Here is a 26,253-nt window from a genome sequence, read left to right as displayed (position 1 = left end):
TGCCGTGCACGCACGGCACCCGCCGTCCGCACCCCGCACCCATCGTCCATAGGAAGGGATTCCTTCACCATGGAGAACATCTGGGCCTACCCGGAGGCCGCCGCGTACCAGCCGGGTACCGACCTGACCGGGTACAAGGTCGAGGCGACCGACGGAAGCATCGGCAAGGTCGACAAGTACTCCGAGGAGGTCAGCTCCTCGTACATCGTGGTCGACACCGGCCCGTGGATCTTCGGCAAGCACGTCCTGCTGCCGGCCGGGGTCCTCACGCGCATCGACCCCGTCGAGAAGAAGATCTACGTCGCCTGCACCAAGGAACAGATCAAGGACTCCCCCGAGTTCGACAAGGAGAAGCACCTCGGGGACCCGGGCTACCACGAGCAGATCGGCGGCTACTACGGGCGCCCGCACATGTGACGCCCCCGTCCCCGCTGATGCCCGGCCGCCCAGCGCGGCCGGGCATCGGTCCGTCCACCCAAGCCGGGAGGAACACGCCTGCGGGAGAGCGCCGTTCAGCCGTCGGCGAGCCAACCTTCGAGTACGGCTTCCCGGGCGCGCGACCGCAGGGCACCGGGCTCCGCGGCCCGCGACCAGTCGAGCAGCGCGGCGGGCGAGGACGTGCCCCGGACGAAGCGGTCGAGCAGCGCGTGGGAGAGATCGACCTCGCGCCGGCTGTAGGCGGTCGCGGCGCCGGACAGGACGGATGCCTCGAAGCGGCCGTCCCCGGCGGTGATCACCACCGTCATCTCGGCGGGGCTGTCCGGGACCCACACGTCCAGGGCGGCCGCGGCCACCGACGCCGCGCGGCCGGCCCACCGCCCGCCCGTCGAGCGGACCGGCGCGCCGGTCACCTCCAGGGCGGCCACCTCGGACCAGGGCCACTGCCTCGGCTCGGACCCGGTGACCCGCAGGGAGCCGGCTGTCAGCAGCACGGTCGATTCGGCCGTGGCGCCGGGCGCGCCGAGGTGGACGTGCTCCGCGTCGATCCAGAAGAGACCGACCATGTGGCCGGGCTTCCGCGGACCGGTGGACGCGGGTGTCGGTGATGGTTCCACAGCAGACTCCGTGGGGTCGTGCAGACGTTTCCGACAGACCCTAGGCGATCTTTGGAAATCTCTTGACCGAAGCCGACTGGTTTCGGTCGGGCCTGGCTGCTGCCGCACCGAACGCGGCGCTCAAGCGGGACCGGCCGATTCCCGCCGGTGCCCCGCCGGGGCACCGGGCGCGGCGGCAGACGCCTGTGGCGGGCTCGGCGGCGCCTCGGTGATGTCGAGGAACACCTGGTCCGCCTGCGGCCACGCCTTCACCACGGCCGCCTTGATGCGCTCGGAGACCACCTCGACGTCCTCGCTGTCGAGCCCGGGCCGCAGGTCGACACGGGCCGCGACGAGGGCGGAGTCGAGACCGAGCCGCATCGTCAGCAGACTGGCCACCGAGTCGATCTCGGGCTGCTCGTCGAGCAACGCCCGGATGCTGTCGCGGAGTTCGGGGTCCACCGCCTCACCGATGAGCTGGTCCCGGGCCTCCTTCCCGAGCCGGTACGCCACGTACACCAGGAGCAGCCCGATGCACAGCGACGCCGAGGCCTCCCAGACCACCCGGCCGGTGACCATGTGCAGCGCCATCCCCGCCGCGGCGAGCAGCACGCCGACCACCGCCGTGCCGTCCTCCGCCACGACGGTGCGCAGCGCCGGGTCGTGGCCGATCCCGGCGCCGCGCTGACCACGCACCTGGTACAGGGCGCGCAGCAGCGAGCCGCCCTCGGCGACCAGGGCCACCCCGAGCACGGACAGCCCGGCGACGTACCCGGCGGTGGACTCCTGATGGTCCGAACGCAGTGCGTCGACACCCTGTAGGAAGGAGAAGCAGCCGCCCATCACGAAGATGCCGACGGCGGCGAGCAGGGACCAGAAGTAGCGCTCCTTGCCGTAGCCGAAGGGGTGGTGCTGGTCGGCCGGGCGACGGCTGCGGCGCAGCGCCGCGAGGAGGAAGACCTCGTTCATGCTGTCGGCCACGGAGTGCGCCGCCTCCGAAAGCAGGGCGGGCGATCCGGCCAGCACCCCGGCGCCCGCTTTGGCGGCCGCGATGAGGAGATTGGCCCCGAGCGCCACCAGCACGGTCAACCGGGTCTTGCGATCCTTGCTGTCCACGGTCACTGGTTCATGTCCCCGCGTCAGTACCGGATGTGATGCGCCATCGAATGCTGCTCCTTCGAAGAGGGAACCGGTGCGGTCCGGGACCGGTCACCGGCGGCCTTCGCGCGAGCCCGCGTAGGCGCGGCGCTTGCGCGCGGACGAGGCCTCCTCCGGATCCTCATCCTCCTCGCCGTCCGGCTCCGGCTCGTCCTCGTACTCCTCGCCGGCCTCGTCCTCGTACTCCTGGTCGGGCTCGGCCTCGTACTCCTGGTCGGGCTCGGCCTCGTACTCCTCGTCGCCCTCGTACTCCTGGTCGGGCTCCGCCTCGTACTCCTCCTCCGGCTCGGCCCCGTCCTCTTCCTCTTCCTCCGGCTCGGGCTCGCCCTCGTCCTGGGCGTCGTCCTGAGCCTCGGGCGCCTCGTCCTCCTGGGGCTCCCGCTCCTCTTCCTCCTCGGCGACGGCGTCCTCGTGGCTGACGACCACCTCGCCGTCCCTGATCTCGCCGCGCCAGCCCCCCTCGGCCTCGCCGCGCAGCGCGATGTGGCGCGCGAAGTTCTTGAGGTCGAGCCGGGCCCGGCGGCCCTGGGCGCGCCAGATGTTGCCGGTCTTCTCGAAAAGACCCTTGGGGTAGTACTCCATGACCAGCAGCACGCGCGTGAGGTTCTCGGCGAGCCGGTGGAAGGTGACGACGCCCTTGACGGTGCCCTTGGCGCCCTCGGAGGTCCAGGCGAGGCGCGCGTCCGGCACCTGCTCGGTGGTGTGCGCCTTCCAGCTGCGGCTGGACCAGAAGACCTTGACGTTCCAGTCCGACGTGGTGTCGTCGGCGACGGTCGCGCTCTTGATGCCCTTGGCGAAGGTGGCGAACGACTGGAACTGCGTCCACTGGTCGTAGGCCTCGCGCACCGGGACGCCGACGTCCACGCTCTCCATGATGACGGTCGGCTTGCGTCCGGAGCCGCCCTTCTTGCGCTTGCCGCCCAGCCCCTTGAACATCTCCTTCGCGTTGTCCTTGAGGTGCGAGGCGCCCATCTCCACGGCGGCGCGGACGGGCCCCTTGCCCTCGGCGACCTTGCGGCCGCCTTCGAGCGCCAGCTTCGCGAAGCCGGGACTGCGGCCCTCGGCGATGTCGTTGAGCTTGCCCGTGGTCTCGCCGAGCTTGTGGCCCACGCCCACGAGGAGGCGCTCTCCCTGGGCGAGCAGATAGGACTGGAGCTCCTGCTTCAGGCGGTCGGCCGCGGGGCTCTGCGTCAGCGGATTCTTCGTCTCAGCCACGGTCGTCACCTGCCTGGCCGGCGCGCCGGCTCGCCGTCTTCTTGGCCGGGGCCCGCTTGGCCGTGCGCTGCACGGACTTGGCGGTCTTCTTGGCCGTACCCGTCCTGGCCGAGGCCGACTTGGCGGATGCCCGTCCCGTCGAGCGGGACTTCGCCGACGACCCGCCCTCCCTGCTCGACGCCGAGCGTGAGGACCCGGACGACCGCGACGACTTGCCCGCGGGCTCGTCCACCTCGTCCGGCACGTCCTCGTCGTCGCGGGCGTCGCGGTCGTCGTCCTGCGCCGACCCGGATATCTCCGGCACCACGCCCGAGATGCGGTCCTGCACACCCTGCGTGCGGTCGTGCAGGCGGTCGGCCATGCCTTCGAGCTGCCGGTTGAGGAGCGCGCCCGTCGCGGCCTTGCCGACGCCGCGCAGATCCTCACGCAACTGGTCGCCGATCTCCTTGAACTGCGGGTTGTCGGCCAGTTGGGCCGCCGCGAAGTCCGCGATCGCCCGCGGACTCAGTTGCAGGCGCTTGCCCATGACCAGTGTCCCGATGCCGAAGGCGAGTTTCGCCTTCTTCGTACGCCCGAGCAGATAGCCCGCGCCCACCGCGAGCCCCAATCCCAGCCGGTTGTTCATGCCTGACCGTCCTCTTCTCGTCCGTCCCGCGAGGGAGATCTTGTGGAGGCCTCATCACACCGGGTAGCCAACAGGGCCAAAGCCAAACCCGGGCCCGGACGGAGGCGGAAGGCACGGCCCGCCGCGCCCCCGAGGCCGCTCTCGTACGCACCCCGTCCCACAGCTCGACGTCCGCGCAGGTCACAGCGCATTCCTCGTCCCAGCGTCCCAGATGCCCGGCCGCGGCTTGTGCGCTGCGCAAGGCCCCTCCGATGCTTCTGACGTGGTCATAACGCCCCGTCGTGGAAGGGGCGTTGGGCCGGGATCGGAGGGAGACAGTCATGACCCATCGACGGGACAACGGGCGCGGCCGGGCCAGGCCGATCGCGCTGGGGGCGGTGGCGCTGCTGGCCGCCGCGGCCGGGTTCGCGCCCTCCGCGCACGCGGGACCCTCGTGCGGCTCCCTGGGGTGTTCGAGGACGGTGAACGACAGCGCCTACCACGCGGTCGCCTTCCGCAACTGGTGCCGGGGAGGGGACATCACGGGCTCCTGGACCACCAAGCGGCCGACCTGCACGTCCGGCGGGGTGAAGGAGACGACCTACTATCTGGCGCCCCACGCGCACACCCCGTGGAACGTCGACTGGGACGCCTTCCAGGTCGACCCGGGCTGGTGCGTCAAGGTGCACTTCGTGAACAGCTGGGAGCCCGACTACTCCCAGACGTACGACCGGCGCGGGAAGTCCGCGGTCTGGGTGAAGGTCGGGGACAACTCGGTCGCGCACATCACCGCGCAGAGCCCGAGCCACTGCTGAGGACCGGGTCACCGGGGGCCCCGACGTCCAGTTGCGGCATCGCGGTGACGGTCAGCCGTCGGGGGGCGGCGTCGGTGCGGCCGTCCAGGTAGCGGACGGTCCGCACCTCCGGCCCGGCGGGCAGCGAGACGGTGCCCGACTCGGTCCAGCGGATGACCGCCGGGACGTGCGGCTGACCCACGGGGGTGGCCAGCGCATACCGGCACTGCCAGACGGTGCCGGGCAGCCCGGCGGACCGGCCGTGGCCGCAGGAGGCGATCCGGGCTCCCGCGAGCCACCGTTGCAGGGTGGCGACCGCGCGGGCCGCCTCGGTGGGCGGCCCGCCGGCGGCCTGGAGCACCAACGGCACCTTGGTGCCGCCCCAGTTGTAGAAGTAGGTGCGGGCGTAGCGCACGTACATGCCGATCAGATAGAAGCGGACGGCGTAGGCGACGGACTGCGCGGAGTCCAGCGGCCGGTCGGTGGCGACGCGGTAGGCGCTGCCGGTGTTCCACAGCGCCGGGTGCACCCCGGCCAGGTGGAAGGTGCGCTCGATGAGGTCGGCGAGGGCGACCAGGCTCTCCGGGGTGTCGCCGTCGTGCCGCGGGTAGAGCTTGACCCCGGCCGCGTCGCAGTCCCGGTAGCCGCCGGCCGCGGCGAAGTCGAGCAGGAACCGCTGGGACACCGCCGTCCACAGGTCGCCCATGGAGGGGCAGACCAGTGTGGCCCTGGGGTCGGCCCGGCGCACGATCTCCACGGCCCGCCGGGTCATCCGGGCCAGGGTCGCCGCGTCGCCGGTGTAGAAGTGCGGCGAGGGGGCGAACGCCCACAGCTCGTACGCCTCGACACGGCCCGCGTAGCGGGTGGCGACCGCCCGCACGAACCGGTCCCAGTCGGCCAGGTCGTCGGGCGGAGCGGTGCGCGAGCCGTCCCCGTAGGGCCCCGGCGGCGCACCGGGGGCGGCCCAGCCGGGGGTGCCGCCGAAGGTGTAGACCACGGGCAGGTGCGCTCGGCCCGCGGCGTCGACCAGCCGGTCGAGCACGGTCCAGTCGTAGCGGGCGCGGTCGGGCTCGACCAGCGACCAGCGCGTCCCGCTGTCCCACAGCCGCACCCCGCCGACCTGGAATCCGGGCATGAGCCCCGTGTTGCTGTTGACGGTCACGCCGAAGAAGGAGGAGGGCAGGGGTGCCGGGTACTGCTCCCAGGCCGGGCCCTCCACGGTCTGCGGCTGGGGCCGCCGCGAGGCGACCGGGAGGTGCAGCGGTGTCGACGAGGGCGAGAAGGCGGCGACGAGGAACAGCGCGCCGAGCACGGCCGCCCATCTGCGGCAGCGGCGCGCGGCCCGGCCGCGACGCCCCCCGCGGCTCGCCCGCCGCTCGGGATCGCCATCGGCGGCGGAGGCCCGGATCTCCTCCTCGTGGAGCGGTGGCGCGGATCGGGGCTCCGGGGCGGCTTCTCCCGCGACGGCGCGCGACCACAGGGGGTAGAGCCGGTCCACCTCGGCCCGGTCCGCGCCGCAGGCCAGCGCGATCCTCTCGACGGTCCCGAACTCGGCGGGCACCACCTTGCCCCGACAGTAGCGGTGCACCGTGGACGCGCTGGTCCAGCAGCGCTCGGCCAGTCGCGTATAGCTGAGGCCGCTGCGGTCCTTGAGCGCCGTGAGCGCCGAAGCGAGATCCGCCATACCGCCCCTTCGCCTTGACCGCTCCGCCACGGCCGAGGACGCGGCGCCCGCGCTCCGGACCCATGCCGCACACGCACCCCGCCCGAGGCCACCACCAGTCTCGACCCGCCACCGCGACGAGGACAACAGGCCCTTTCCGACGGCCCGTTGGACCGCTCCCCCGACCGTGCCCACGGCGCCCGGACGCCCGGCGGGCGCGGGCCCGCAGCCGCTGGTGGGAGCGTGTGTCCGTACGTCTACTCTGGTGCCGCCAGGCCGTGCGGTGACGGCCACCGGGGAACGGAGCATGCGGTGCCAGCGGGGGAAGAGAACGACGGAGCGCTGATCGGCAAGGTACTCGGCGGCCGCTACCGGGTGACCTCGACGATCGGCCGCGGCGGCATGGGCGTGGTCGCCCGCGCCGTGGACGAGATGCTCGACCGCGAGGTCGCCGTCAAGATCCTGCGCGCCTATACCGACGTGTCCGCGCCCGAACTGGCCGATCTGCGCGCCCGCATGCGGCGCGAGGCGCAGGCCGCCGCCCGCATCCGGCACAGCGGCGTCGTCACCGTGCACGACGTGACCGAGGAGCGGGGCCTCCCGGTCATCGTCATGGAACTCGTCGACGGGCCCTCCCTCGACGACGTGCTGACCGAGCGGGGCCCGCTGGACCCGCGCGAGGCCGCGGCGATCGGCGCGAAGCTGATGGACGCGCTCGACGCCGCGCACCGGGTCGGCGTGCTGCACCGGGACGTGAAGCCGGGCAACATCCTGCTGGAGCGCGGCGGCCGGGTCGTGCTGACCGACTTCGGCATCGCCACGATGGACGCTCCCGGCGACGACGCCATGGCCAAGCTGACCCGCAGCGGCGAGATCGTCGGCTCGCTCGACTTCCTGCCGCCGGAGCGCGCGCAGGGCCGCGAGCCCGGCCCCGCCTGCGACATCTGGTCGCTCGGCATGACCCTGTACGCGGCGGTCGAGGGGACCTCGCCGTTCCGCCGCACGTCGGTGTGGTCCACGCTGTCGGCGATCGTCACCGAGCCGCTGCCCCCGGCCGGACGGGCGGGGGCGCTCACGCCGGTGCTCGAGGCCCTGATGGCGAAGGAGCCGGAACACCGGCCGACCGCCGAACAGGCCCGCCGGATGCTCGACGACGTCGCCACGCACGGCATGGTGCACCCTGCCCCGGCCCCCGCTCCCCTGCCGTCGGCCGGATTCGGCCCGCCGCCCCCGCCGATGCCCATGGCCGAGGTGCCGTATCAGCAGCAGTTCGGCAACCCGGCGCCCGCGGTGCCGTGGCACGACGCGTCCTCCGGCTCCGGGGTGGCGGCCGATCGGGGCCGAAGGCGCGGCCGTACGGTCATCGCGGCCGCGGCCGCCGTGGTGCTCGCCGGCGGCGGGATCGCCTACGCCCTGGCGGGCGGCAACGACAAGCCCGCGGGCGGGTCCCAGGCCGCCGGACCGGGCGCCGGCACCTCCCCGGACGGCGACGGGTCGCGCGCGGCCAGCCTCGCCGGCGGCGCCACGGACACCCCGGGCGCCGCGCGGTCCGCGCATCCCGGCGACAAGCCGTCGGCCTCCTCCGCGCGGCCCGGCCCCTCGGCGCAACCGAGCAGCAGCGCGAGCGGCGCGAAGCCCTCGGCGTCGGCCAAACCCAGCCCGGTGTCGACGAGTTGCACCGGCTGGAGCCACAAGGACCCGGCCCCGGGCTCCTACGGCTACATGGCCGGGGACTACCACTTGCAGACCGGCCCCTACCAGGCCTGCCCGTCCGTCTCCCTCGCCAAGTCCGGCACGAAGCTCTGGTACCACTGCTATGTGACCAACGCCAAGGGCAACCGGTGGACGTACGTGCGCGTGGCGGGCACCGAGACGGCGGGCTGGATGTCCAACGACAACATGAACCGCCAGAAGGGGCCCTCCACGCCCTGCTGAACGGCGGCCGTTCAGGCCCTGCGGCGCAACACGGCCGAGAGGTGGTGCTGGAGGGGCTCGCCGACCGCCGCGAGGTCGTGGACGAAGGCCAGCGTGGAGTCGTCGGTCAGCTCGTAGCGGCGGCGGGTGGCGTTGACCTCCTTCGCGGTGGGGGTGAGAGCCACCTGGTCGGTGGCGAGGTCCACCGTCCTTCCGGTGGCCGTGCCGACGGCGAGTTCCGCGATGCCCGTGGGCTGGGTGATCAGGGCTTCCACCCGCCCGTCGGCCTGGAGCCGCCACCAGCCGCTCTCGCGCGCCGAGGGCCGCAGGGGCGCGCCGTCCCCGTCGAGCAGCCAGGCGCGGGCCTCGTACCGCAGGAAGGGGCGGCCGTCGTGGCTGAAGGTGACCTCCTGGGCGTACGCAAAGTCCCCGGCGAGCGTGGGATATCCGCCTTTGCCCCGGCCGTACCAGGTGCCCAGGAAGCCGGTCACGGGCGCGAGCAGCGCGTGCGGCGCGGGCGCCTCGTCGGGCCGGTGGCCATCGGGGTACGGGTACTCCGGTGCGGGGTCGAACACGGTGTGCGCTCCTGAGATCGGGGGCCTGATGCCAGAGGGAAGCCTAGGGTGTCCATCCTCCTCACGTTCCGTTCCGCCCCTGATCGCTCCTGCTCAGGGAGGGCGGGGTCGACCCGTGTGGGGGATGTCGCGCGAAGGGGCGGCCGCTATCGTCGGTGAGGCACGGGGAGGGGCTCACACATGGCGCGTGTACGGAGGATGTCCCGAGCGGCGGCGGTCTCGCTGGCCCTCGCCCTGACCGTCGCGGCGGCCGGTACGGCGTCCGCGGTCCCGGCCGGGCGCGGGGCGCCCAGGCCGCCGGACGGGGTGTGGCGCATGGACGGCTACGGCACCCTGGTGACGATCGGGAACGGAAAGCTCGCCACGTACGACACGACCCGGGTCAGCTGTCTGCCGGGCGCCGTCACGGCCGACCAGGTCGGCGCTCCGGGTCCGGCCGGTGCGACCCGTTACGGCGAAGGCTCGGTCGCGACGATGACCGTCACCCCCGACGGGCGCGGGCGCGCCGTCCTCGCGCCCGACGACGCGGCGGGCGTACGTCATCTGGAGCGGTTGTCCGCGCTGCCCGAGCGGTGCCGGCGGCCCGCCGAGGAGAGCCCGCTCGCGGTGTTCGACCGCTTCTGGGCCACCTTCGCCGAGAACTACCCCTTCTTCGCCGCCAAGGGCATCGACTGGCAGGCGGTCAGAGACCGTTACCGGCCCCTCGTCACGCCGGGCACCACCGACGCGGAACTCCAGCGGATTCTCACCGACATGATCCGTCCGCTGCACGACGCCCACACGGCACTGATCCACCAGGGCAAGACCGTCTACTTCGGGCTGCGGCCCGGAACCAGGGTGGCGACCCCGGAGCTGCGCACGCGGGCGGCCGAGGCCGTCTCCCACCAACTCGTCGCCCCGGTACGGAGCTTCGCCCAGGGAAAGCTCGTCGTCGGCGAACTCCCCGACCAGATTCGCTACTTGAGGATCGACTCCTTCGACGGGTACGTCGCCGGGGACAGCTACCAGCAGCAGGCGGCCGAACTCGACCGGGCCCTGGACGCGTTGATCCCGTCCGGCGCCACCGCGGACCGGCTGCGCGGCCTGGTGATCGACTGCCGCCTCAACGGGGGCGGCTCCGACGCCCTCGGTTTGCGGATCGCCGCACGCCTCACCGACCGCGCGTACACGGCCTACACCAAGGTGGCCCGCAACGACCCCGACGATCCGGCCCGCTACACCCGCCCGCAGCCGATCACCGTGCACCCCGCCCCGGCCCCTCGCTGGACCGGGCCCGTGGCGCTGCTGACGAGCGGCAGTTCCGTCAGCGCCGCGGAGACATTCACACAGGCGCTGATGGGCCGCACGCCCCAGGTGACCCGGATCGGCGAGAACACCCAGGGAGTCTTCTCCGACGTCCTGTTCCGCCCCCTGGCCAAGGACTGGGCGGCCGTCCTGCCCAACGAGAAGTACCTCGACCGCGCCGGGCACAGCTTCGACGGCCCCGGCATCCCGCCCCAGTCGCGCATCCCCGTCTTCACCGAGGACGACCTCACCCACAGGCGCGACCCGGCACTCACCCTGGCCCGCCGGGTCATGGCCGGGAGCGGCTGACCGACGCCGGACGCGAGGGGCGGCCCCGGCGGGACCACCACGTGCCGCACCTCACCGTGCGGGCCGCCCCTATGCGGTTCCCGGGGCGCCGGTCGAGCATCTAGGCTGCTGGTGCAGCTGGTTCGCCCCGTCCGCCAGGCGGGATGCGTCGTAAGAGGGAACCCGGTGGGAATCCGGGACTGCCCCGCAGCGGTGAGCGGGAACGACCGCCGTCATACGCACTGGGCCCGGCCGGGCCTGGGAAGCGACGGCCATTAGATGCCTCGTACGTCACGAGGCGCGCCCGCGAGTCCGAAGACCTGCCACTGCCCGTGCGCGACCGATCGCGTGCGGAGATCCCGGTGACCTCGAGGGCGGGTCGGCGTACGCACCGACGGTGGCGGCACAAGAGCCGCGCCCGCGGTCCTTCGCCCCTTCGCGCCTTCGTCCCGTCCCGGGTTCGCTCCACCGAAGAGCTCGCGAAGGAGAGACTCGTGGCAACCGAGCCCACAGCCGCGCAGGCACACGCCACCGTGTACGGCTACCCCCGCCAGGGCCCGAACCGGGAACTGAAGAAGGCCGTCGAAGGCTATTGGAAGGGCCGCGTCGAAGCCGACGAACTGCGGCGCACCGCCGCCGAACTGCGGGCGGCCACCTGGCGCACGCTCACCGAGGCAGGCGTCCACGAGGTGCCGACCGGTGACTTCTCGTACTACGACCACGTCCTCGACACCAGCGTCATGATCGGCGCCGTCCCCGAGCGCCACCGCGCCGCCGCCTCGGCCGACCGCTCCCCGGACTCCCGCTCCGCCCCGGCCGCAGAACGCGCCCTCGACGGCTACTTCGCCATGGCGCGCGGCACCCAGGACGCGGCGCCGCTGGAGATGACCAAGTGGTTCGACACGAACTACCACTATCTGGTGCCGGAGTTGGGCCCCGGCACCGTGTTCAAGGCCGACTCGTCCAAGCAGGTCGGGGAGCTCGATGAGGCCCTCGCGCTCGGGCACGCCGCACGCCCCGTGCTCGTGGGTCCGGTGACCTACCTCCTGCTGGCCAAGCCCGCTCCCGGGGTGGCCGACGACTTCCAGCCGCTGACCCTCCTGGACCGGCTGCTGCCCGTGTACGCGCGGGTGCTGGCCGATCTGCGGGCGGCGGGTGCCGCCTGGGTGCAGTTGGACGAGCCCGCTCTCGTGCAGGACCGCACCCCCGCCGAAGTGAACGCCGCCGCACGCGCCTATCGCGAGCTCGGCAGCCTCACGGACCGCCCCAAGCTCCTGGTCGCCTCCTACTTCGACCGGCTCGGCGAGGCGCTGCCGGCGCTCGCCAAGTCGCCCGTCGAGGGGCTCGCCCTGGACTTCACCGGACCTGCCGCCGCCAACCTCGCCGATCTCGCCGCGATCGGCGGCCTCCCCGGCAAGCGGCTCGTGGCGGGGGTCGTCGACGGACGCAATGTGTGGATCAACGACCTGGAGAAGTCGCTGTCCACCCTGGCCACGCTTCTCGGCCTCGCCGACCGGGTGGACGTCGCCGCCTCCTGCTCGCTGCTGCACGTCCCGCTCGACGCGGCCGCCGAACGCGGCATCGAGCCGCAGATCGGCCGCTGGCTCGCGTTCGCCCGGCAGAAGACGGCCGAAGTCGTCACCCTGGCCCGCGGACTGACCGCGGGAACAGGCGCGATCGCCGCCGAACTCGCCGCCAACCGGGCCGACTTGGCCTCCCGCGCGGCCTCTGCCGTCACCCGTGCCCCGGCGGTGCGCGCCCGGACGGCCGCCGTCACCGACGCCGACACCCACCGGGCCCATCCGTACGCACACCGGGCCGCCGCACAGCGCGCCCAGCTGCGGCTGCCGCCGCTGCCCACGACGACGATCGGCTCGTTCCCGCAGACCGGTGAGCTGCGAGGCGCCCGCGCCGACCTGCGCGCCGGACGCATCGGGACCACCACGTACGAGGAGCGCATCGAGGCCGAGATCCGCGAGGTCGTCTCCTTCCAGGAGAAGACCGGCCTCGACGTCCTGGTGCACGGCGAGCCCGAACGCAACGACATGGTGCAGTACTTCGCCGAACGGCTCACCGGCTACCTCGCCACCCAGCACGGCTGGGTCCAGTCGTACGGCACCCGCTACGTCCGCCCGCCGGTCCTGGCCGGCGACATCTCCCGGCCGGAGCCGATGACGGTCCGCTGGACGGCGTACGCCCAGTCCCTCACCGAGCGTCCCGTCAAGGGCATGCTCACGGGACCGGTCACCATGCTCGCGTGGTCCTTCGTCCGCGACGACCAGCCGCTGGCCGACACCGCCCGCCAGGTCGCCCTGGCCCTGCGTGACGAGGTCAACGAACTGGAGGACGAAGGCACTTCGGTGATCCAGGTCGATGAGCCGGCGCTGCGTGAAACCCTGCCGTTGCGGACGGCCGACCGCCCCGCCTACCTGGGCTGGGCCACCGAGGCCTTCCGCCTCACCACCAGCGGGGTGCGCCCGGACACCCAGATCCACACCCACATGTGCTACGCCGAGTTCGGGGAGATCCTCTCCGCCATCGACGACCTGGACGCGGACGTCATCAGCCTCGAAGCGGCCCGCTCCCACATGCGTGTGGCGGACGAGCTGGCCGCGGCGGGCTACCCGCGCCAGGTCGGCCCGGGCGTGTACGACATCCACTCGCCCCGCGTCCCGTCCGAGGAGGAGACCGCGCGCCTCATCACCCGGGCGCTTCGCTCCGTACCGGCCGAGCGGCTGTGGATCAATCCCGACTGCGGCCTGAAGACCCGCGACTGGGCCGAGGTCCGACCGGCCCTGGAACGCATGACGGCGGCGGCCCGCGAGGCCCGGCGCCACCTTCTCGCCCCGCACTGAAAGGCCCTGTGACGTGGACACCATCACCAGCGGCCCGGCCCACAAGGCCCCGGCCGACTCGGATGTCACGCTCGCCCACATCATGAGCGAGCACGACACCAACCTGTACGGGACCATCCACGGCGGCGTCCTCATGAAACTCATCGACGACGCCGCCGCGGCGGCCGCCGGACGCCACGCGGGCTGCCCCGCCGTGACCGTCTCGGTCGACCGGATGACCTTCCTGCTCCCCGTCCACGCGGGCGACCTGGTGAGCGTGCGCGCCTGTGTGGAGTACGCGGGCCGCACCTCGATGGACGTGGGCGTGCGGGTGAGCGCCGAGCGGTGGAACGCCTCGGGGCCCACCGCCGAAGTGGCCACCGCCCGGCTGACGTTCGTGGCGATCGGCGAGGACGGAGCGCCCCGCCGGGTACCCGGCCTGCGCCCGGTCACGACGGAGGACCACCAGCGTCATCTGCGCGCCCTGCGACGGCGGGGCGAGCGGGCCGGGGCCTCGGGCTGAGCGGGCGGCCGGGGACGAGGACAGGACCGGCGTCCCCGGCCGTCGGAGCGCGCCGCCCGCCGGGCAGGCGGGCCGTGCGGGCCCCGGCGGGCTAACGCGACGCCCGCGCCGGCAGGCTGTCCAGTTCGGCCGCGAAGAGCTGCGCGGGGTCGAACCCCATGCCGGTGAAGTGACCGGCGGCCTCGAGGGAGAGCACGCCGTGCAGCCTCGTCCAGAAGGCCAGCGCGCGCTGGAGCGCCACGGGTGAGGCGGGGTGGCCGTCCGCCCACTGGCGGTGCTCTTCGAGGTGCGCGGCGAACGGCGTCACGGGCCCGTCGGGCAGCGCGGCGAAGGCGTCGAGCAGCATCGCCATGATCTGGGAGGTGATCGCGGTGGTGTCGTCGGGCGCGTGATAGCCCGGAACGGGCGTGCCGTAGATCAGGAAGTACCGGTTGGGGTCCTCCAGGGCCCAGCCGCGCAACGCCCGGGCCAGCGTGGTGACGTCGGGGCCGGTCTTGGATTCCGCGACGGCCGCGCGGAGGGTGTCGGCGAGGCTGCGGTAGGCGTCCCGGACGAGTTCGGTGATCAGGTCGTCGCGACCGGCGAAGTACCGGTAGAGCGCCGGACCGCTCAGGCCCATCTGCTTGGCGATGGCATTCAGCGAGAGCGCGGACGCCCCCGCCGTCGCGATCTGCTCCCACGCGTGCTGCTTGATCTCCGCCCGGACCTGCGCGCGATAGCGCTCGCGCGGGGTCTCGGCGCCCTTGTCCGCCACAGGCCTGCCACCTCTCCCTACGGTCGCGGCTCCAGCCGCCCCTTTCCGTTAGAGGCTATCACGAAGGTTATTGACGGCCACCGCAGTGTGATGTTAGAACTTCTAGCGAACGGCAAGGCCTCTAAGGAACGGGCCTGACGGGCCTCTCCGGCCGTACGCCCGACCACTCGCACACCTCCTACGCAAGGGGAACGTCATGTCTGCCTCCGCCACCTCGCCCACCGGGTCGAACCGCCGCATCCGCCGCGCCGGCGGCCGTGCCGCCCTGGTCGCCGTCCCGCTCGCCGTCGCCGTGCTCGGCGCCCTGGCGACGCCCGCCGGGGCCACCCCCCACCCCGGCAAGGCGCTCACCTGCCGCGGGGAGGGCGTCGACCCGGGCGCGCAGGTCCGCTACCGGACCGAGACGGTCATCCACGCTCCGCTGAGCACCATCTGGAAGGTGCAGACCGACGTGGAGCGCTGGCCGTCCTGGCAGCCCGCGGTCAAGACCAGCGAGCGCCTCGACCACGGCCCGCTGCGGGCGGGCTCGGCCTTCCGGTGGACGACGCCGGTGCCGCCCAACCCCGCGACTCCCGCCACCAGCCTGGACATCACCTCGACCGTCCAGCAGATCAAGCGCAACTCCTGCATCCGCTGGACCGGCCCCGCGATCGGCGAAGGGCTGCACATCGACGGCGTCCACGTGTGGAACTTCATCAAGGTCAAGGACGGCGTCCTGGTGCGGACCGAGGAGACGCACACCGGCCCCCAGGTCGACGCGAACGTCCCCGCCGCCACCGAGCTCCTGGGCCAGGGCCTGGAGAAGTGGATGAGCGACCTGAAGAGCGCCGCCGAAGCGGGCGGTACACCCCGCTGAGCCACCTTGCCCCGTCCGCCACCCCGGATCCCGCTGGTGGTTCCTCCAGGACGTGACCCGCCGACCGCACGTTTTCCGTGTACCGAACCAGTCGTTTCAGGCCGCTCCCCCGGCTTCACTGGCCTGGACGCAGCAGGCCAAGGGCAGGGGGAGACATGGATCTGAACACGGTGACGGACGTGCGGGACGCACGGCTTCGTGAGCCCTGGCAGCCGGGGGACGCGTGGCTGGGCGGCGGCACATATCTGTTCTCGGAGCCCCAGCCGCAGCTGCGGCGGCTGGTGGATCTGAGCCGCATGGGGTGGGAGCCCCTGAGCGTTGGGGCGGACGGGTCCCTGGAGATCGCCGCCACCTGCACCATCGCCCAGCTGTACCGGTTCGGACGGACGCTCCCGGCGCGGGCGGCGCCGCTGTTCGAGCAGTGCTGCCGGGCGTTCCTGGCCTCGTTCAAGATCTGGAACATGGCGACCGTGGGCGGAAACCTGTGCAACGGGCTGCCCGCGGGACCCATGATCTCGCTGACCGCCGCACTCGACGGCACGTGCCTGCTCCAGTCGCAGACGGGCGCGACGCGCAGCCTGAAGGTCGTCGACTTCATCACCGGCGCGGGCCGCAAGGACCTGAACGAGGGCGAGTTGCTCCGGTCGGTCACCCTGCCCGCGCGCGCCCTCGGCTGCCGTACCGCCTTCCGGCAGGCGTCCCTGTACGGGCTCGGCCGCTCGGGCGCCCTGGTCATCGGGACGCTCGACCCCGTGGACGGGTCGCTGGCCGTGACGATCAGCGCCGCCACCGTACGGCCGTTCCGCCTCTGGTTCCCGCTCCCTCCGGACAGGGGCGAACTGCGGCGGGCCGTCGAGGCGGCGGTCCGCGAGGACGACTGGTTCGACGACATCCACGGGCTGCCCGAGTGGCGTCACCACATGGGGCAGCGCCTCGCCGAGGAAGTGCGCCACGAACTGACCCGGCTCCCCGGGGACGGTGCCTGATGAGCTTCGGCATCGAGGTCAACGACCAGCACTTCGACGCGGAGCCACGCGCCGGCCAGTGTCTGCGCACCTATCTGCGCGAGCGCGGCTGGTTCGGCGTGAAGAAGGGGTGCGACCAGGGGGACTGCGGAGCCTGCACCGTGCACGTCGACGGCGAGCCGGTCCACAGCTGTCTGTATCCGGCGGTCCGGGCGGCGGGACGCCGCGTGACGACCGTCGAGGGCCTCGCCTCCCCGGACGGTGAACTCCACCCCGTCCAGCGGAAGTTCCTCGACGCACAGGGCTTCCAGTGCGGCTTCTGCACCGCCGGGTTCCTGATGACGACGGCCGCTCTCGAAGCCGAGCGGGGCACCGAGCACGACGACGGCAAACTGGCGGACCTGCCCCGCGCGTTCAAGGGCAACATCTGCCGCTGCACCGGCTACCGCGCCATCGAGGACGCCGTACGCGGTGTACGGCACACCGAGCGCCCCGGCGCGGGCGAGGCGGTCGGCAGGAGTCTCGGCGCACCCGCGGGCCCCCAGGTGGTGACCGGCACCGCGCGCTACACCTTCGACGTCGAGGTGCCCGGGCTCCTCCACATGAAACTGCTGCGCTCCCCGCACCCGCACGCCCGGATCGTCTCCATCGACACGGCGTCCGCCCTGCGCGTGCCCGGGGTGCACGCGGTCCTCACCCACGAGGACGCGCCCACGACGCTGTACTCCTCCGCCCGCCACGAGCACCCCACCGAGGACCCCGACGACACCCGCGTCCTCGACGACACCGTCCGCCATGTCGGCCAGCGCGTCGCCGCCGTCGTCGCCGACAGCGAACAGGCCGCCGAGGAGGGCTGCCGCCGGGTGGAGGTGGTCTACGAGCAACTCCCGTACGTCATCGACCCGGAGGAGGCGATGGCGCCCGGCGCGCCGGTCATCCACGCGGGCAAGGGGCCGAAGGAGCGGATCGCCCGGGTGGAGAACAACGTGGCGGGCGAGGTGCACGGCGAGATCGGCTCGGTCGCGGACGGCTTCGTGGACGCCGCCGTGATCCACGAGGAGACCTTCCGCACCCAGCGCGTCCAGCACGCCAGCCTGGAGACGCACGGCTGTGTCGCCTACTTCGAGCCCAAGGAGGACGGCACCGGGGAACGGCTGACCGTGCGCTCCTCCACCCAGACGCCGTTCCTGACGCGCCGCGCGCTGTGCGCCCTGTTCGACCTGCCCGAGGACGAGGTCCGGGTCGTGGCCGGGCGGGTGGGCGGCGGATTCGGTGGCAAGCAGGAGATGCTGACCGAGGACATCGTCACCCTGGCGGCGCTCAGACTGCGGCGCCCGGTGAAGCTGGAGTACACCCGGGCCGAGCAGTTCTACGGAGCGACCACCCGCCACCCCTTCACCATCAGGATCAAGGCGGGCGCCCGCGCCGACGGCACCCTGACCGCGATCCGGATGCGCGTGGTCTCCAACACCGGCGCCTACGGCAACCACGGCCCCGCCGTGATGTTCCACAGCGTGGGCGAGTCGTTCGCCGTGTACCGCGCGCCGCACAAGAAGGTGGACGCGTACTCGGTCTACACCAACGTCGTTCCGGCGGGCGCCTTCCGGGGCTACGGCCTCGGGCAGGTCACCTTCGCCGTCGAGTCGGTGATGGACGAGCTGGCGCGCCGGCTCGGCATGGACCCGCTGGTCTTCCGCGAGAAGAACATCATCGGGCCCGGCGAGCACATGGCGAGCCCCATCGGCGAGGAGGAGGACCTCCACATCGCCTCGTACGGACTCGACCAGTGTCTCGCGGTGGTCCGCGAGGCCATCGCCGAGGACGACAGCGGCGCGAAGGCGCCCGACGGATGGCTGGTGGGCCAGGGGACGGCCGTGGCGATGATCGCGACCGGGCCGCCCGGCGGCCACTACGCCGACGCCCGCCTGACGCTGTTGTCCGACGGGACGTACGACATCGCGGTCGGCACGGCGGAGTTCGGCAACGGCACCACCACCGTCCACCAGCAGATCGCCGCCGGAGCCCTCAACACCACCGAGGACCGGCTCAGGGTGCGGCAGTCCGACACCGACGTCGTGCGCCACGACACCGGCGCCTTCGGCTCGGCGGGCACGGTCGTGGCCGGAAAGGCCGTGCTGCTCGCGGCGGCCTCGCTGGCCGAACGGCTGCGTACCTTCGCCGCCCGGCACACCAAGGTGGCCCGGCACCGGTGCGTGCTCGGGCCCGAGGCCGTCGACTGCGCGGGCCGGGTGCTGACGCTCAAGGAGCTGCACGAGGCGGCCCGGGCCGCGGGCGCGCAGGAGGAGCTGGCCGCCGACGGCCACTGGGGCGGCTCACCGCGCTCGGTCGCCTTCAACGCCCAGTGGTTCCGGCTCGCCGTGGACCCCGGGACCGGCGAGATACGCATCCTCCGCAGCGTCCACGCCGCCGATGCCGGAAAGGTCATGAACCCGATGCAGTGCCGCGGCCAGGTGGAGGGCGGCGTGGCCCAGGCGCTCGGCGCGACGCTCTTCGAGACGGTGCGCGTCGACGACCGCGGCGAGGTCACCACGGCCGCCTTCCGCCGCTACCGCCTGCCGCAGTACGCCGATGTGCCGCGCACCGAGGTCCACTTCATGGAGACCACCGATGCCATCGGGCCGCTCGGAGCCAAGTCGATGAGCGAGAGCCCCTTCAACCCGGTGGCCCCCGCCTTCGCCAACGCGCTGCGCGACGCCACCGGCATCCGTTTCACCGAACTGCCGGTCACCCGGGACCGCGTGTGGCTCGCCCTCGACCAACACGCCACCCGCACGCGGCCCACGCCGTGACCTGGGCGCCCCATCGCAGGCGCGGCCCGTCAGATCGCCATCGCCTCCTGGATCCAGCGGCTCACCCGGTACGGCATCCACCACGCGAGCGCGCCGACCTCCAGGACGAGGCGCTCCTCCACGAAGTCGGCGAGCACGGCCGGGGGCACCGAGGCCGTCGGGGCGCCGTAGGCGAGCGCCTCGATGACCTGCTGGTACTCCGGCTCGTCGGCGGTGAAGCGGCGCAGGTCGCCCCAGCGGCGGTCGCGGATCTGGACGAAGCCGGGGCCCTGCCGCCACAGGCACTTGCAGAGGTAGTGCCCGTCGCGCCAGCGGCGCAGGTCACCGGCTCCGTCGGCCGGGCCCTGAAGGCGCTGCGGCGGCTGGAGGTGGCTGAGGCTCTGCCAGCTGTCGTCGGGTGCGGCCGGGTCGAGCCGCAGCTTCCACTCGACCAGGACGGCCCGGGCCGTCAGGTCCCGTACGAGGCTGAGCCCGCGCACGGCGCGCTCGGCTGCGCCGGGGGCGTCGAGGCCGGTGAGGTCGACGGTCTCCGGCAGCCGGACACGGCGCACGCCCCGCTCCCACAGCCGGTCGCTCTCCTTGTCCAGGGGGCCGGTCAGTTCGATGTCGCCGAGGTGCATCCCGGGCAGGGCGCAGGCTTCGGGGTCGTAGTCGCGCCAGGCGCCGACCGTGAGCGTTCCGATGCCGGTGGTGAGGGCGGTACTCATGGGGCTTGTCCTCCTGATGCTCGGTCAGACGCGCACGGGCTCGGGCCGCGGCGCGGCGTCGATCGCGGCCTGTGCGTGCCGCATGAAGTCCAGCCGCAGCAGGTCCTCGTTGACGGCCGACGGCGCGATGTGGACGTACTGGCCGCCGTCGGTGAAGACCAGACCGAGCGCCAGCCAGGAGTCGAGCAGCCGCTGGACGTCGCTCTCCTCACGGGCGGCGCCCTTGGCGCGGGCCGCGGCCTTGCGAGTGAGGGCGGCGGCCGTGTGGGGCTGGTCGAGGAGGCGGAAGACGGCCAGCTCGAACGGGTCGGTCAGTTCTTTGGCCCGCCAGTCGAAGGCCCGCCGCCGGCTGACCAGGACGATGCGGTCGCCCAGGTCGGCGTGGGTGAGGCGGGCGCCCGCGTGGTGCTTCTTCCAGGCGGCGAGCGCGTCGTTGAGCGCGGTGACGGTGGGCTCGGTGATCCCGCGCTGCGGGGCCTCGAAGACGTAGGCGAGGTCGTAGAGCTCCGACTCGGGCAGATCGTAGGTGAAGCGGTAGTGCTCCTCGGGGCGCAGCCCGTCGAAGCCCAGCTCGGGCCGGTTGAAGTACGGGCTGAACCGCTCGATCGCGATGCGTGCGGAGAGGTCGACCGGCGGATCGAGATGTTCCAGGGCCGGTATCTGGGCGATGACGGGGTCGTAGTCCTCGGCGGTCTCGCCGGGGAAGCCGTGCAGATAGTTCCAGGCGACGGAGAGGCCGGTCTCGGCGCCGTCCCGGAGCATGCGCACGTTCTGGCAGCCGCTGACGCCCTTGTCCATCAGGTCGAGCACCCGGTTGTTGAGGCTCTCGATGCCGGGCTGTACGTAGATGAGCCCGGCATCGGCGAGCGTACGGAGCTGCCCGCGGCGCATGTTGGCCTTGATCTCGATGTGCAGCCGCAGGTCGTAGCCGCTCTCGATGATGCGGGGCAGCACGGTGGTGAGGTAGCCCATGTCGAGGATGTTGTCGACGACGTACATGTCCAGGACCCGGTGGCGCCGGGCCAGTTCCATGATCTCCTCGTAGAAGGCCTCCGGGCTCTTGGAACGGAACTGCATGAACGAGCCGTTGAGGCCGCAGAACGTGCAGTGGTGCTTCTCGCCCCACCAGCAGCCCCGGGCGCCCTCGACGACCAGCTTGGGTTCGGCCCAGTTGCGGGCCACGGACGAGGCGAGGCGTTCGAAATAGCCGCTGTAGTCGGGGGCCAGGATGGTGGCCGGCGGCAGCGGGCTGGTGGCCATGGGGTTGACGATGCTCCCGCCTTCGGCATCGCGGTGGCACAGGCCCGGCACACCCGACAGGGCGTCGCCGTGCTCGCCTTCGGCGAGGGCGGTGAGCAGCTGCGGGAAGGCGGCCTCGCCCTCGCCGCGGATCACGTGGTCCACGAACGGGAAGTTGCGGTGGACGGCCTCGCCCTGCTCGCCGTCGCAGTTGGCACCGCCCATGACGGTCACGATGTGCGGGGCGAGCCGCTTGACGTGCCTGGCCGCGGCGAGGGCGGCGGTGTTCTGCTGGAAGGTGGAGGTGAAGCCGACGACGTCGGGGGCGTACTCGACGATCCGCCGGGCGATCATCTCCACGAACTCCGGTACCTGGCGGTGCAGTTCCTGCGACATGCGCAGCCGCGACCGCCGGAGCTTGCCCTTCATCGCGTCCGCGAACTCCTGGTCCCGCCAGGTGGGGTCGTCGTACAGCGCGGAGGAGAACACCCAGTCGCCGCAGCCCATGAAATAGGAGGAGAGCGAGTAGTACTCGTAGTCCTCGGCAGTGAATTCGGTGCGCGCGGTGATCCAGTCGGTGAATTCGAGATTGGCGTGCAGGACTTCGGCGCGGGCGCCGGGCACGCGTTCGTCCACGCTGCGTTTGAGGATTCCGAGGGCGAGCGAGGGAAGGTCGATCGGGGACCAGGGCATATTGACCAGCAGGACACGCATGTCGGCTCCTCGGTGGGTGCGGAGACGTGACGGGACGGGGGCCAAGGGGCCGGGGGCGAAGGGCCGGGGCTGTGCCGGCCCGGCGGCGAACCGCCGGGCCGGCCGAGGATCAGTCCTCGTCGCCGTCCTCGGCGTTGCGGAACGGAACCGTGACCGTGATGCCGATGCCCGGCTTGCGGTTCTCCTCGTCACCCGCGAGCGGGTCGTTCTGGATGATGTCCTTCTGCATGACAGGAACTCCTCTCTGTGTGGCTGGTGCCTGTACCGGCGGGTGCTGGAGAGCACACCCGTCCGCTGTCCCCGCTCCGGTCGGAGCGGGGCGTCTTGGGGGTGGTGCGGGACCGGCGCAGCGCGCCGTCGAGGAAGAACACCGCGCGGCGCAGGACGGCGACGTGGTGGTCGGCCTCGTAGCCGTCGTGGCCGGTGTCCAGCCACATCGACTCGTGGCGCACGCCCGCGCGGCGCAGCGCGGCGAGGTAGTCGCGCACCTGGCCGGGCGGGCACTTGGCGTCCCGGGTGGCGGCGGCGACCAGGAGCGGCGCCCGGACGGCGGCGGCGTAGTGGTGGGGTGAGCTGCGCTCGTACCGTTCGGGCACCTCGTCGGGCGTGCCGCCGAACAGCCGCTCGTCCAGGGCGCGCAGGGCAGGGGTGGCGGTGCGGTGGGCGGCCGCGCAGTCGGCGACGGGTTTGACCGCGACGCCCGCCTGCCACAGTCCCGGCTGCGCGCCCAGGGCGAGCAGCACCAGATAGCCGCCCCATGACGTGCCCCACAGGCCGGTCGCGTCGGCGCGGATGAGCCCCCGCTCGGCGAGGTCGGCGCGGACCGAGGAGAGGTCCGCGATCTGGGTGAGCCCCACGCCCTGCCCGTACGCGGCGCGCCAGCGCGGCCCGTACCCGGTGGAGCCGCGGTAGTTGACGCGGGCGACGGCGAAGCCGGAGGCGACCAGGGAGTGCACCACCCCGTCGTAGGCGTCCCGGTCGTGGTCGGCGGGCCCGCCGTGCACCAGGAACACCGCGGGCACCGCGCCCTCGCGCCCCTCGGGCAGACTGAGCAGCGAGTGCACCGGCCCGTCCGGACCGGGCGTCCACAACTCCGTGTGCTCGCCGGGCACTCGCTCCGGGATGCCCTGCGTGGGAGGCAGCGGGGTGCCCGCCGTGGAGATCATGCGGGGCGGTGTCGCCGTGTCCGTCCAGAGGACGTGCACATCGGATCCGGTGCGCGGCGCCGCGTCCAGCAGGGTCCCTCGCGGGGTCGGTACGAGCTCGACGGTGCGCCGTGCCGGACGGACACGGTGCAGGATGCTGCGGCCGTGCCGGTCCTGGCGGACCAGGATCGAGCGGCCGTCGGGGTGCCAGCGGGCGGTCAGCTCGGTGTCGAAGGCACACCAGGCATGACGGACCAGTCCCGTCTCGGGCGTCCAACTCCCCAGCACATAGCGGTCGTCGGCCTCACTCACGAGGAGCAGTTCGGCACGGTCGGCGACAGGAGCGAAACCCAGCGCCCAGAGCCGTCCGCCCGCTCCGTCCCCGCCCAGGACCGCCCGGGTGGTGCCGTCGGTGCCGAGTACGGTCACGGCGCGCGGCGAGCCCGCCGCGCCGCTCAGCGCGAGGAGACTGCCGTCCGGGGTGATCCCGCACAGCGTCGCGTGCCCGTCGACGCGCGTCACTTCGCGGGCCGCGCCCCCGCGCGGACCCAGGTGCACCGCGGTCGACCGGGCGTCCCCCAGCCCCATGGCCACGCACGCGTCGTCGCCGACCGCGAGTCCGCGCGGCTCGCCCTTGGGCACACCCGTGAGCCCCGGCAGGTCCGGGCCGCCCGCGAACCGCTGGAACCGCCAGCGTCCGGCGCCGTCACCGTTCTCGTCGAACCACCACACATGGGCGTCGCGGTCGATCGCGCAGTGCAGCGTGCCGTGCGGGCGATCGGTGACCTGGCGTGCCCGTCGGGCGGCGGCGTCCCACGTGAACACCTCGCAGCGGCCCCCGGCGTCGGCCGTGAACACCATCCGGGTCGGATCGGCGGCACACACCTCGGGCAGCGCGGCGCGGTAGATGTGGTAGCGGCCGGTCATGACGTGACCCCCGTCAGCCTCGACCGCACGACGGTCGTCCGCCATGCCAGCGCCGCCAGCAACCCCGCGCAGGCCACGGCGGGCGCAGCCGTCCCGGCCCGGGTCACGAACACACCGGCCAGGACCGGCGCGAGCGCGGCCGACCCGCCCACGGCGCTCGCCAGGACGGCGCCCGTACGGGCCTGGAGGCCGGGCGGTGTCTCCTGGAGAGCGCGGGACTGGAGCACGACGCCGACGAGGGGCATCAGCAGACAGAACACGCCGAACAACGCGCCGTACGCCCAGGGCCCGTCCGCTGCGGCGAGGCCGGCGGCGAGCGGCACGAGCAGCCAGGACACCGCGACGAGCAGGCGCGCGGGGGCGATCCGCCCAGCGATCCGCGGCGCCGCGAGCGAACCGGCGAGCCCTGCCGCCCCCGACACCGCGAGGACCAGCCCCATCGGCCCGCCTCCGTGACCCCCCTCTTGGAGGGTGAATACGGCTCCGTAGTAGAGCGCGACGATCACGCCGTTGACCGTGGCGGTCCAGGTCAGGATGAGCCGCAGGACGGGCGAGGTGCGCGCAAGGGCGAGCCCGGCACCGAGCTCGTCCAGGATGCGGCGACCAGGGCGCGGGTGGGAGGCGGGATCGCCCGCCGGGGTGGGCTCGACGCGGGCCGGGCCCGCAGAAGCATCCTCCTCCATCGGTACGGGGTCGGAGGCAGTGGCGACTCCCATCACGTCCGCCGAATCTCCGCTTGCAATAGGGGAGTTGGGAGTCCCGCTCCCGGATCCGGTTGACGCGTCGGCCGCCGCGCTCGCGTCCGCACTCCCCCGCGCCGGCCGCAGGTCCGAACTCAGGGCACGCACGCATCCGGCGGCCACGGCGTAGGACACGGCGTCCGCGAGGAACGGCAGTGCGCGGGAGGCCTGGAAGAGGGCGCCGCCCAGCGCCGGGCCCAGGACCAGCGCGCCCTGGTCGCCCGCCGAGAGCCCGGCCACCACGCGGGGGCCGTCGGCGGGCGGGGCGATCATGCTCACGGTTCCGGCGGCCGCCGCTTCGTACACCGCGGTGGAGAACCGCTCCAGCAGGACCGCGCCGAGCAGCAGCGCGAGCGGCGGGCTGCCCGCCGCCACGGCCACCGTCACGCCTGCCATGGCCAGCGCCGAGACCGTGGCGGACCAGAACATCACCGGTTTGCGTGCGCCGCGATCGGCCGGGATCGCCGCCAGCGGGGCCAGCAGCAGCCCGGCCGCCGTGGACACCCCCGCGACCAGACCGACCACGGTCGCCGAATGGCCGAGCCCGAGGAGCAGCAGCGGAAGGACGACCCCGGATGCCTGGGTGCCGAGCGCGTCGGACGCACTCGCGCACCAGAAGAGCCGGACGTCGCGGGACAACGGGCGGCGGGCCGCCCGTCTCTCGGCGGCGGTGGTGCCCGGGCTCATCGGCGCTCAGCCGACGGAGCAGATGCCTCGGGAGCGTTCAGGAACGCCGGTTCGCGCACAGCCACCCCACAGTTGGTCAAGTTGCGAAGAATATGTGCAGGAAACGAAACGAGCGGGAGCCTAACCAGGCGTTCGGCGGAGCCACAAGAGGTCCGCCACCGAGGCCGAAATCCATCTTCGTAAGGCCCGGGCAAAGAAACCGATTTCTTGATCCGGACCCCGCCCCCGGCGGCCGGTTCGCGAGAGGCCGGGCAAAAGGGAAGGCGGCCGGAGCCGCCTTCCCGCCGCGGGATGCCACCACGTTCCCCCACCGCGGCTTCGCTCGGGCGAACATCCAGGACCGGCCGACCAGTTCACGCAGCCCGTCCGGCCTATGCGTCTTCCCACGGGCGAACCGACCGGGAAGCCCGATCCGGAACAGCCCCTCTCCGACAGGCCGTTGGGGCGGTGGCCACCGCGACTGCGTGGCACATCCGTCCGCACCCGAACGACGGCCACCCGGAACGGTTCCATCCGGCCCCGTCATTGGCCGGAAACATGCGCGCCCCGGCGGTGTTCAGCGGGACCGGGCGGCCGCACGAGGGCCCGTACGCGGTCAGCCCGAAGTCGCGCGCCCGGCCGATGGGGCCGTGCGTCGCCAAGTCGAGTCAGGATGGTGCGAGTTGACGCCGAGGGGGCGGGTCGGTGCTGGGCTATTTGTTCGGTGGGCGCAGGCGGCCCAGGGCCTTGGTGAGGGCGCCGAGGGGGGAGGCCTCCGTCCTGAGGGGCTTGGGACCGCCCAGCAGCGGCGCACCCTCGCCCCCGCCCGCCTCGGCGAGCGCGG

At 73.0% G+C, this 26,253-nt stretch carries 20 protein-coding genes and 1 riboswitch; of the genes, 9 read left to right on the top strand and 11 right to left on the bottom strand.

Translation table 11 applies throughout. The features are described from left to right. The first annotated feature begins 69 nt into the window (after positions 1 to 69). Positions 70 to 417, top strand: coding sequence for a PRC-barrel domain-containing protein (locus tag DT019_RS16790; RefSeq protein ID WP_114037639.1), 348 nt, complete (start codon positions 70 to 72; stop codon positions 415 to 417). Positions 418 to 512: 95 nt separating this feature from the next. On the opposite strand, the gene DT019_RS16785 is transcribed toward DT019_RS16790, so the two are convergent. The 4 genes from DT019_RS16785 to DT019_RS16770 form a co-directional block, all read right to left on the bottom strand. Beyond that, positions 513 to 1,055 carry a hypothetical protein gene (locus tag DT019_RS16785; RefSeq protein ID WP_223279613.1) on the bottom strand — a complete coding sequence of 181 codons (543 nt, stop codon included), beginning with the start codon at positions 1,053 to 1,055 and terminating at the stop codon, positions 513 to 515. A 120-nt stretch (positions 1,056 to 1,175) separates the two neighbouring features. Beyond that, a complete protein-coding gene (locus DT019_RS16780; RefSeq protein ID WP_114037637.1) occupies positions 1,176 to 2,177 on the bottom strand; it encodes a cation diffusion facilitator family transporter in 1,002 nt (333 codons plus the stop codon). A 66-nt stretch (positions 2,178 to 2,243) separates the two neighbouring features. Next, positions 2,244 to 3,407, bottom strand: coding sequence for an SRPBCC family protein (locus tag DT019_RS16775; protein ID WP_223279609.1), 1,164 nt, complete (start codon positions 3,405 to 3,407; stop codon positions 2,244 to 2,246). Continuing rightward, a complete protein-coding gene (locus DT019_RS16770; protein WP_223279607.1) occupies positions 3,400 to 4,032 on the bottom strand; it encodes a DNA primase in 633 nt (210 codons plus the stop codon). Before DT019_RS16770 ends, DT019_RS16775 begins: the two co-directional genes overlap by 8 nt. Positions 4,033 to 4,352: 320 nt before the next feature. Here DT019_RS16770 and DT019_RS16765 point away from each other — a divergent pair, with 320 nt between their 5' ends. Further along, positions 4,353 to 4,826, top strand: a complete 474-nt coding sequence (locus DT019_RS16765) for a hypothetical protein (protein ID WP_114037635.1) — start codon at positions 4,353 to 4,355, stop codon at positions 4,824 to 4,826. Here the strand turns inward: DT019_RS16765 and DT019_RS16760 are convergent. Next, a complete protein-coding gene (locus DT019_RS16760) occupies positions 4,798 to 6,489 on the bottom strand; it encodes a helix-turn-helix domain-containing protein (RefSeq protein WP_114037634.1) in 1,692 nt (563 codons plus the stop codon). The genes DT019_RS16765 and DT019_RS16760 overlap by 29 nt on opposite strands. Positions 6,490 to 6,780: 291 nt before the next feature. Between DT019_RS16760 and DT019_RS16755 the strand changes: the two genes are divergently transcribed. Continuing rightward, positions 6,781 to 8,403: a serine/threonine-protein kinase gene (locus DT019_RS16755; protein ID WP_114037633.1), complete on the top strand. Its 1,623-nt coding sequence runs from the start codon at positions 6,781 to 6,783 to the stop codon at positions 8,401 to 8,403. 11 nt (positions 8,404 to 8,414) lie between these two features. On the opposite strand, the gene DT019_RS16750 is transcribed toward DT019_RS16755, so the two are convergent. After that, positions 8,415 to 8,957, bottom strand: coding sequence for an FABP family protein (locus tag DT019_RS16750; protein WP_114037632.1), 543 nt, complete (start codon positions 8,955 to 8,957; stop codon positions 8,415 to 8,417). Positions 8,958 to 9,137: 180 nt separating this feature from the next. Between DT019_RS16750 and DT019_RS16745 the strand changes: the two genes are divergently transcribed. The 3 genes from DT019_RS16745 (at position 9,138) to DT019_RS16735 (ending at position 13,886) form a co-directional block, all read left to right on the top strand. Beyond that, positions 9,138 to 10,550 carry a S41 family peptidase gene (locus DT019_RS16745; RefSeq protein ID WP_114037631.1) on the top strand — a complete coding sequence of 471 codons (1,413 nt, stop codon included), beginning with the start codon at positions 9,138 to 9,140 and terminating at the stop codon, positions 10,548 to 10,550. A 101-nt stretch (positions 10,551 to 10,651) separates the two neighbouring features. Continuing rightward, a riboswitch (cobalamin riboswitch) is annotated at positions 10,652 to 10,872 on the top strand. Positions 10,873 to 11,023: 151 nt separating this feature from the next. Beyond that, positions 11,024 to 13,384, top strand: a complete 2,361-nt coding sequence (metE, locus tag DT019_RS16740) for a 5-methyltetrahydropteroyltriglutamate--homocysteine S-methyltransferase (protein ID WP_114037630.1) — start codon at positions 11,024 to 11,026, stop codon at positions 13,382 to 13,384. Between the two features lie 13 nt (positions 13,385 to 13,397). Next, positions 13,398 to 13,886 carry an acyl-CoA thioesterase gene (locus DT019_RS16735; protein WP_223279605.1) on the top strand — a complete coding sequence of 163 codons (489 nt, stop codon included), beginning with the start codon at positions 13,398 to 13,400 and terminating at the stop codon, positions 13,884 to 13,886. A gap of 91 nt (positions 13,887 to 13,977) precedes the next feature. On the opposite strand, the gene DT019_RS16730 is transcribed toward DT019_RS16735, so the two are convergent. After that, entirely contained in the window at positions 13,978 to 14,640 is a 663-nt protein-coding gene (locus DT019_RS16730) for a TetR/AcrR family transcriptional regulator (RefSeq protein WP_114037629.1), read from the bottom strand. 196 nt (positions 14,641 to 14,836) lie between these two features. Between DT019_RS16730 and DT019_RS16725 the strand changes: the two genes are divergently transcribed. The 3 genes from DT019_RS16725 (at position 14,837) to DT019_RS16715 (ending at position 19,271) form a co-directional block, all read left to right on the top strand. Next, positions 14,837 to 15,496, top strand: a complete 660-nt coding sequence (locus DT019_RS16725; protein WP_114037628.1) for an SRPBCC family protein — start codon at positions 14,837 to 14,839, stop codon at positions 15,494 to 15,496. 155 nt (positions 15,497 to 15,651) lie between these two features. After that, complete coding sequence (locus DT019_RS16720) at positions 15,652 to 16,482, top strand: FAD binding domain-containing protein (protein ID WP_114037627.1); 831 nt, start codon at positions 15,652 to 15,654, stop codon at positions 16,480 to 16,482. After that, positions 16,482 to 19,271, top strand: coding sequence for a molybdopterin-dependent oxidoreductase (locus tag DT019_RS16715; RefSeq protein ID WP_114037626.1), 2,790 nt, complete (start codon positions 16,482 to 16,484; stop codon positions 19,269 to 19,271). Before DT019_RS16720 ends, DT019_RS16715 begins: the two co-directional genes overlap by 1 nt. 29 nt (positions 19,272 to 19,300) lie before the next feature. On the opposite strand, the gene DT019_RS16710 is transcribed toward DT019_RS16715, so the two are convergent. From DT019_RS16710 to DT019_RS16695, 4 genes are all read right to left on the bottom strand, one after another. After that, positions 19,301 to 19,978: a DUF5825 family protein gene (locus DT019_RS16710; protein ID WP_114037625.1), complete on the bottom strand. Its 678-nt coding sequence runs from the start codon at positions 19,976 to 19,978 to the stop codon at positions 19,301 to 19,303. Between the two features lie 24 nt (positions 19,979 to 20,002). Then, the gene (locus DT019_RS16705) at positions 20,003 to 21,931 is read right to left on the bottom strand and encodes a RiPP maturation radical SAM C-methyltransferase (protein ID WP_114037624.1); all 1,929 of its coding nucleotides are present in this window, start codon (positions 21,929 to 21,931) and stop codon (positions 20,003 to 20,005) included. Positions 21,932 to 22,119: 188 nt separating this feature from the next. Then, a complete protein-coding gene (locus tag DT019_RS16700) occupies positions 22,120 to 24,003 on the bottom strand; it encodes an alpha/beta fold hydrolase (RefSeq protein WP_114037623.1) in 1,884 nt (627 codons plus the stop codon). Beyond that, positions 24,000 to 25,430 (bottom strand): MFS transporter, encoded by a 1,431-nt coding sequence (locus tag DT019_RS16695; protein WP_114037622.1) that lies wholly within the window; start codon positions 25,428 to 25,430, stop codon positions 24,000 to 24,002. The genes DT019_RS16700 and DT019_RS16695 overlap by 4 nt, the downstream gene beginning before the upstream one ends. Between the last annotated feature and the right edge of the window lie 823 nt (positions 25,431 to 26,253).

The organism is Streptomyces sp. SDr-06 (assembly GCF_003324565.1).
GTDB lineage: Bacteria > Actinomycetota > Actinomycetes > Streptomycetales > Streptomycetaceae > Streptomyces.
The sequence above is the reverse complement of the archived record's forward strand: the minus strand, read 5'-3'. Positions and strand labels throughout refer to the sequence as shown.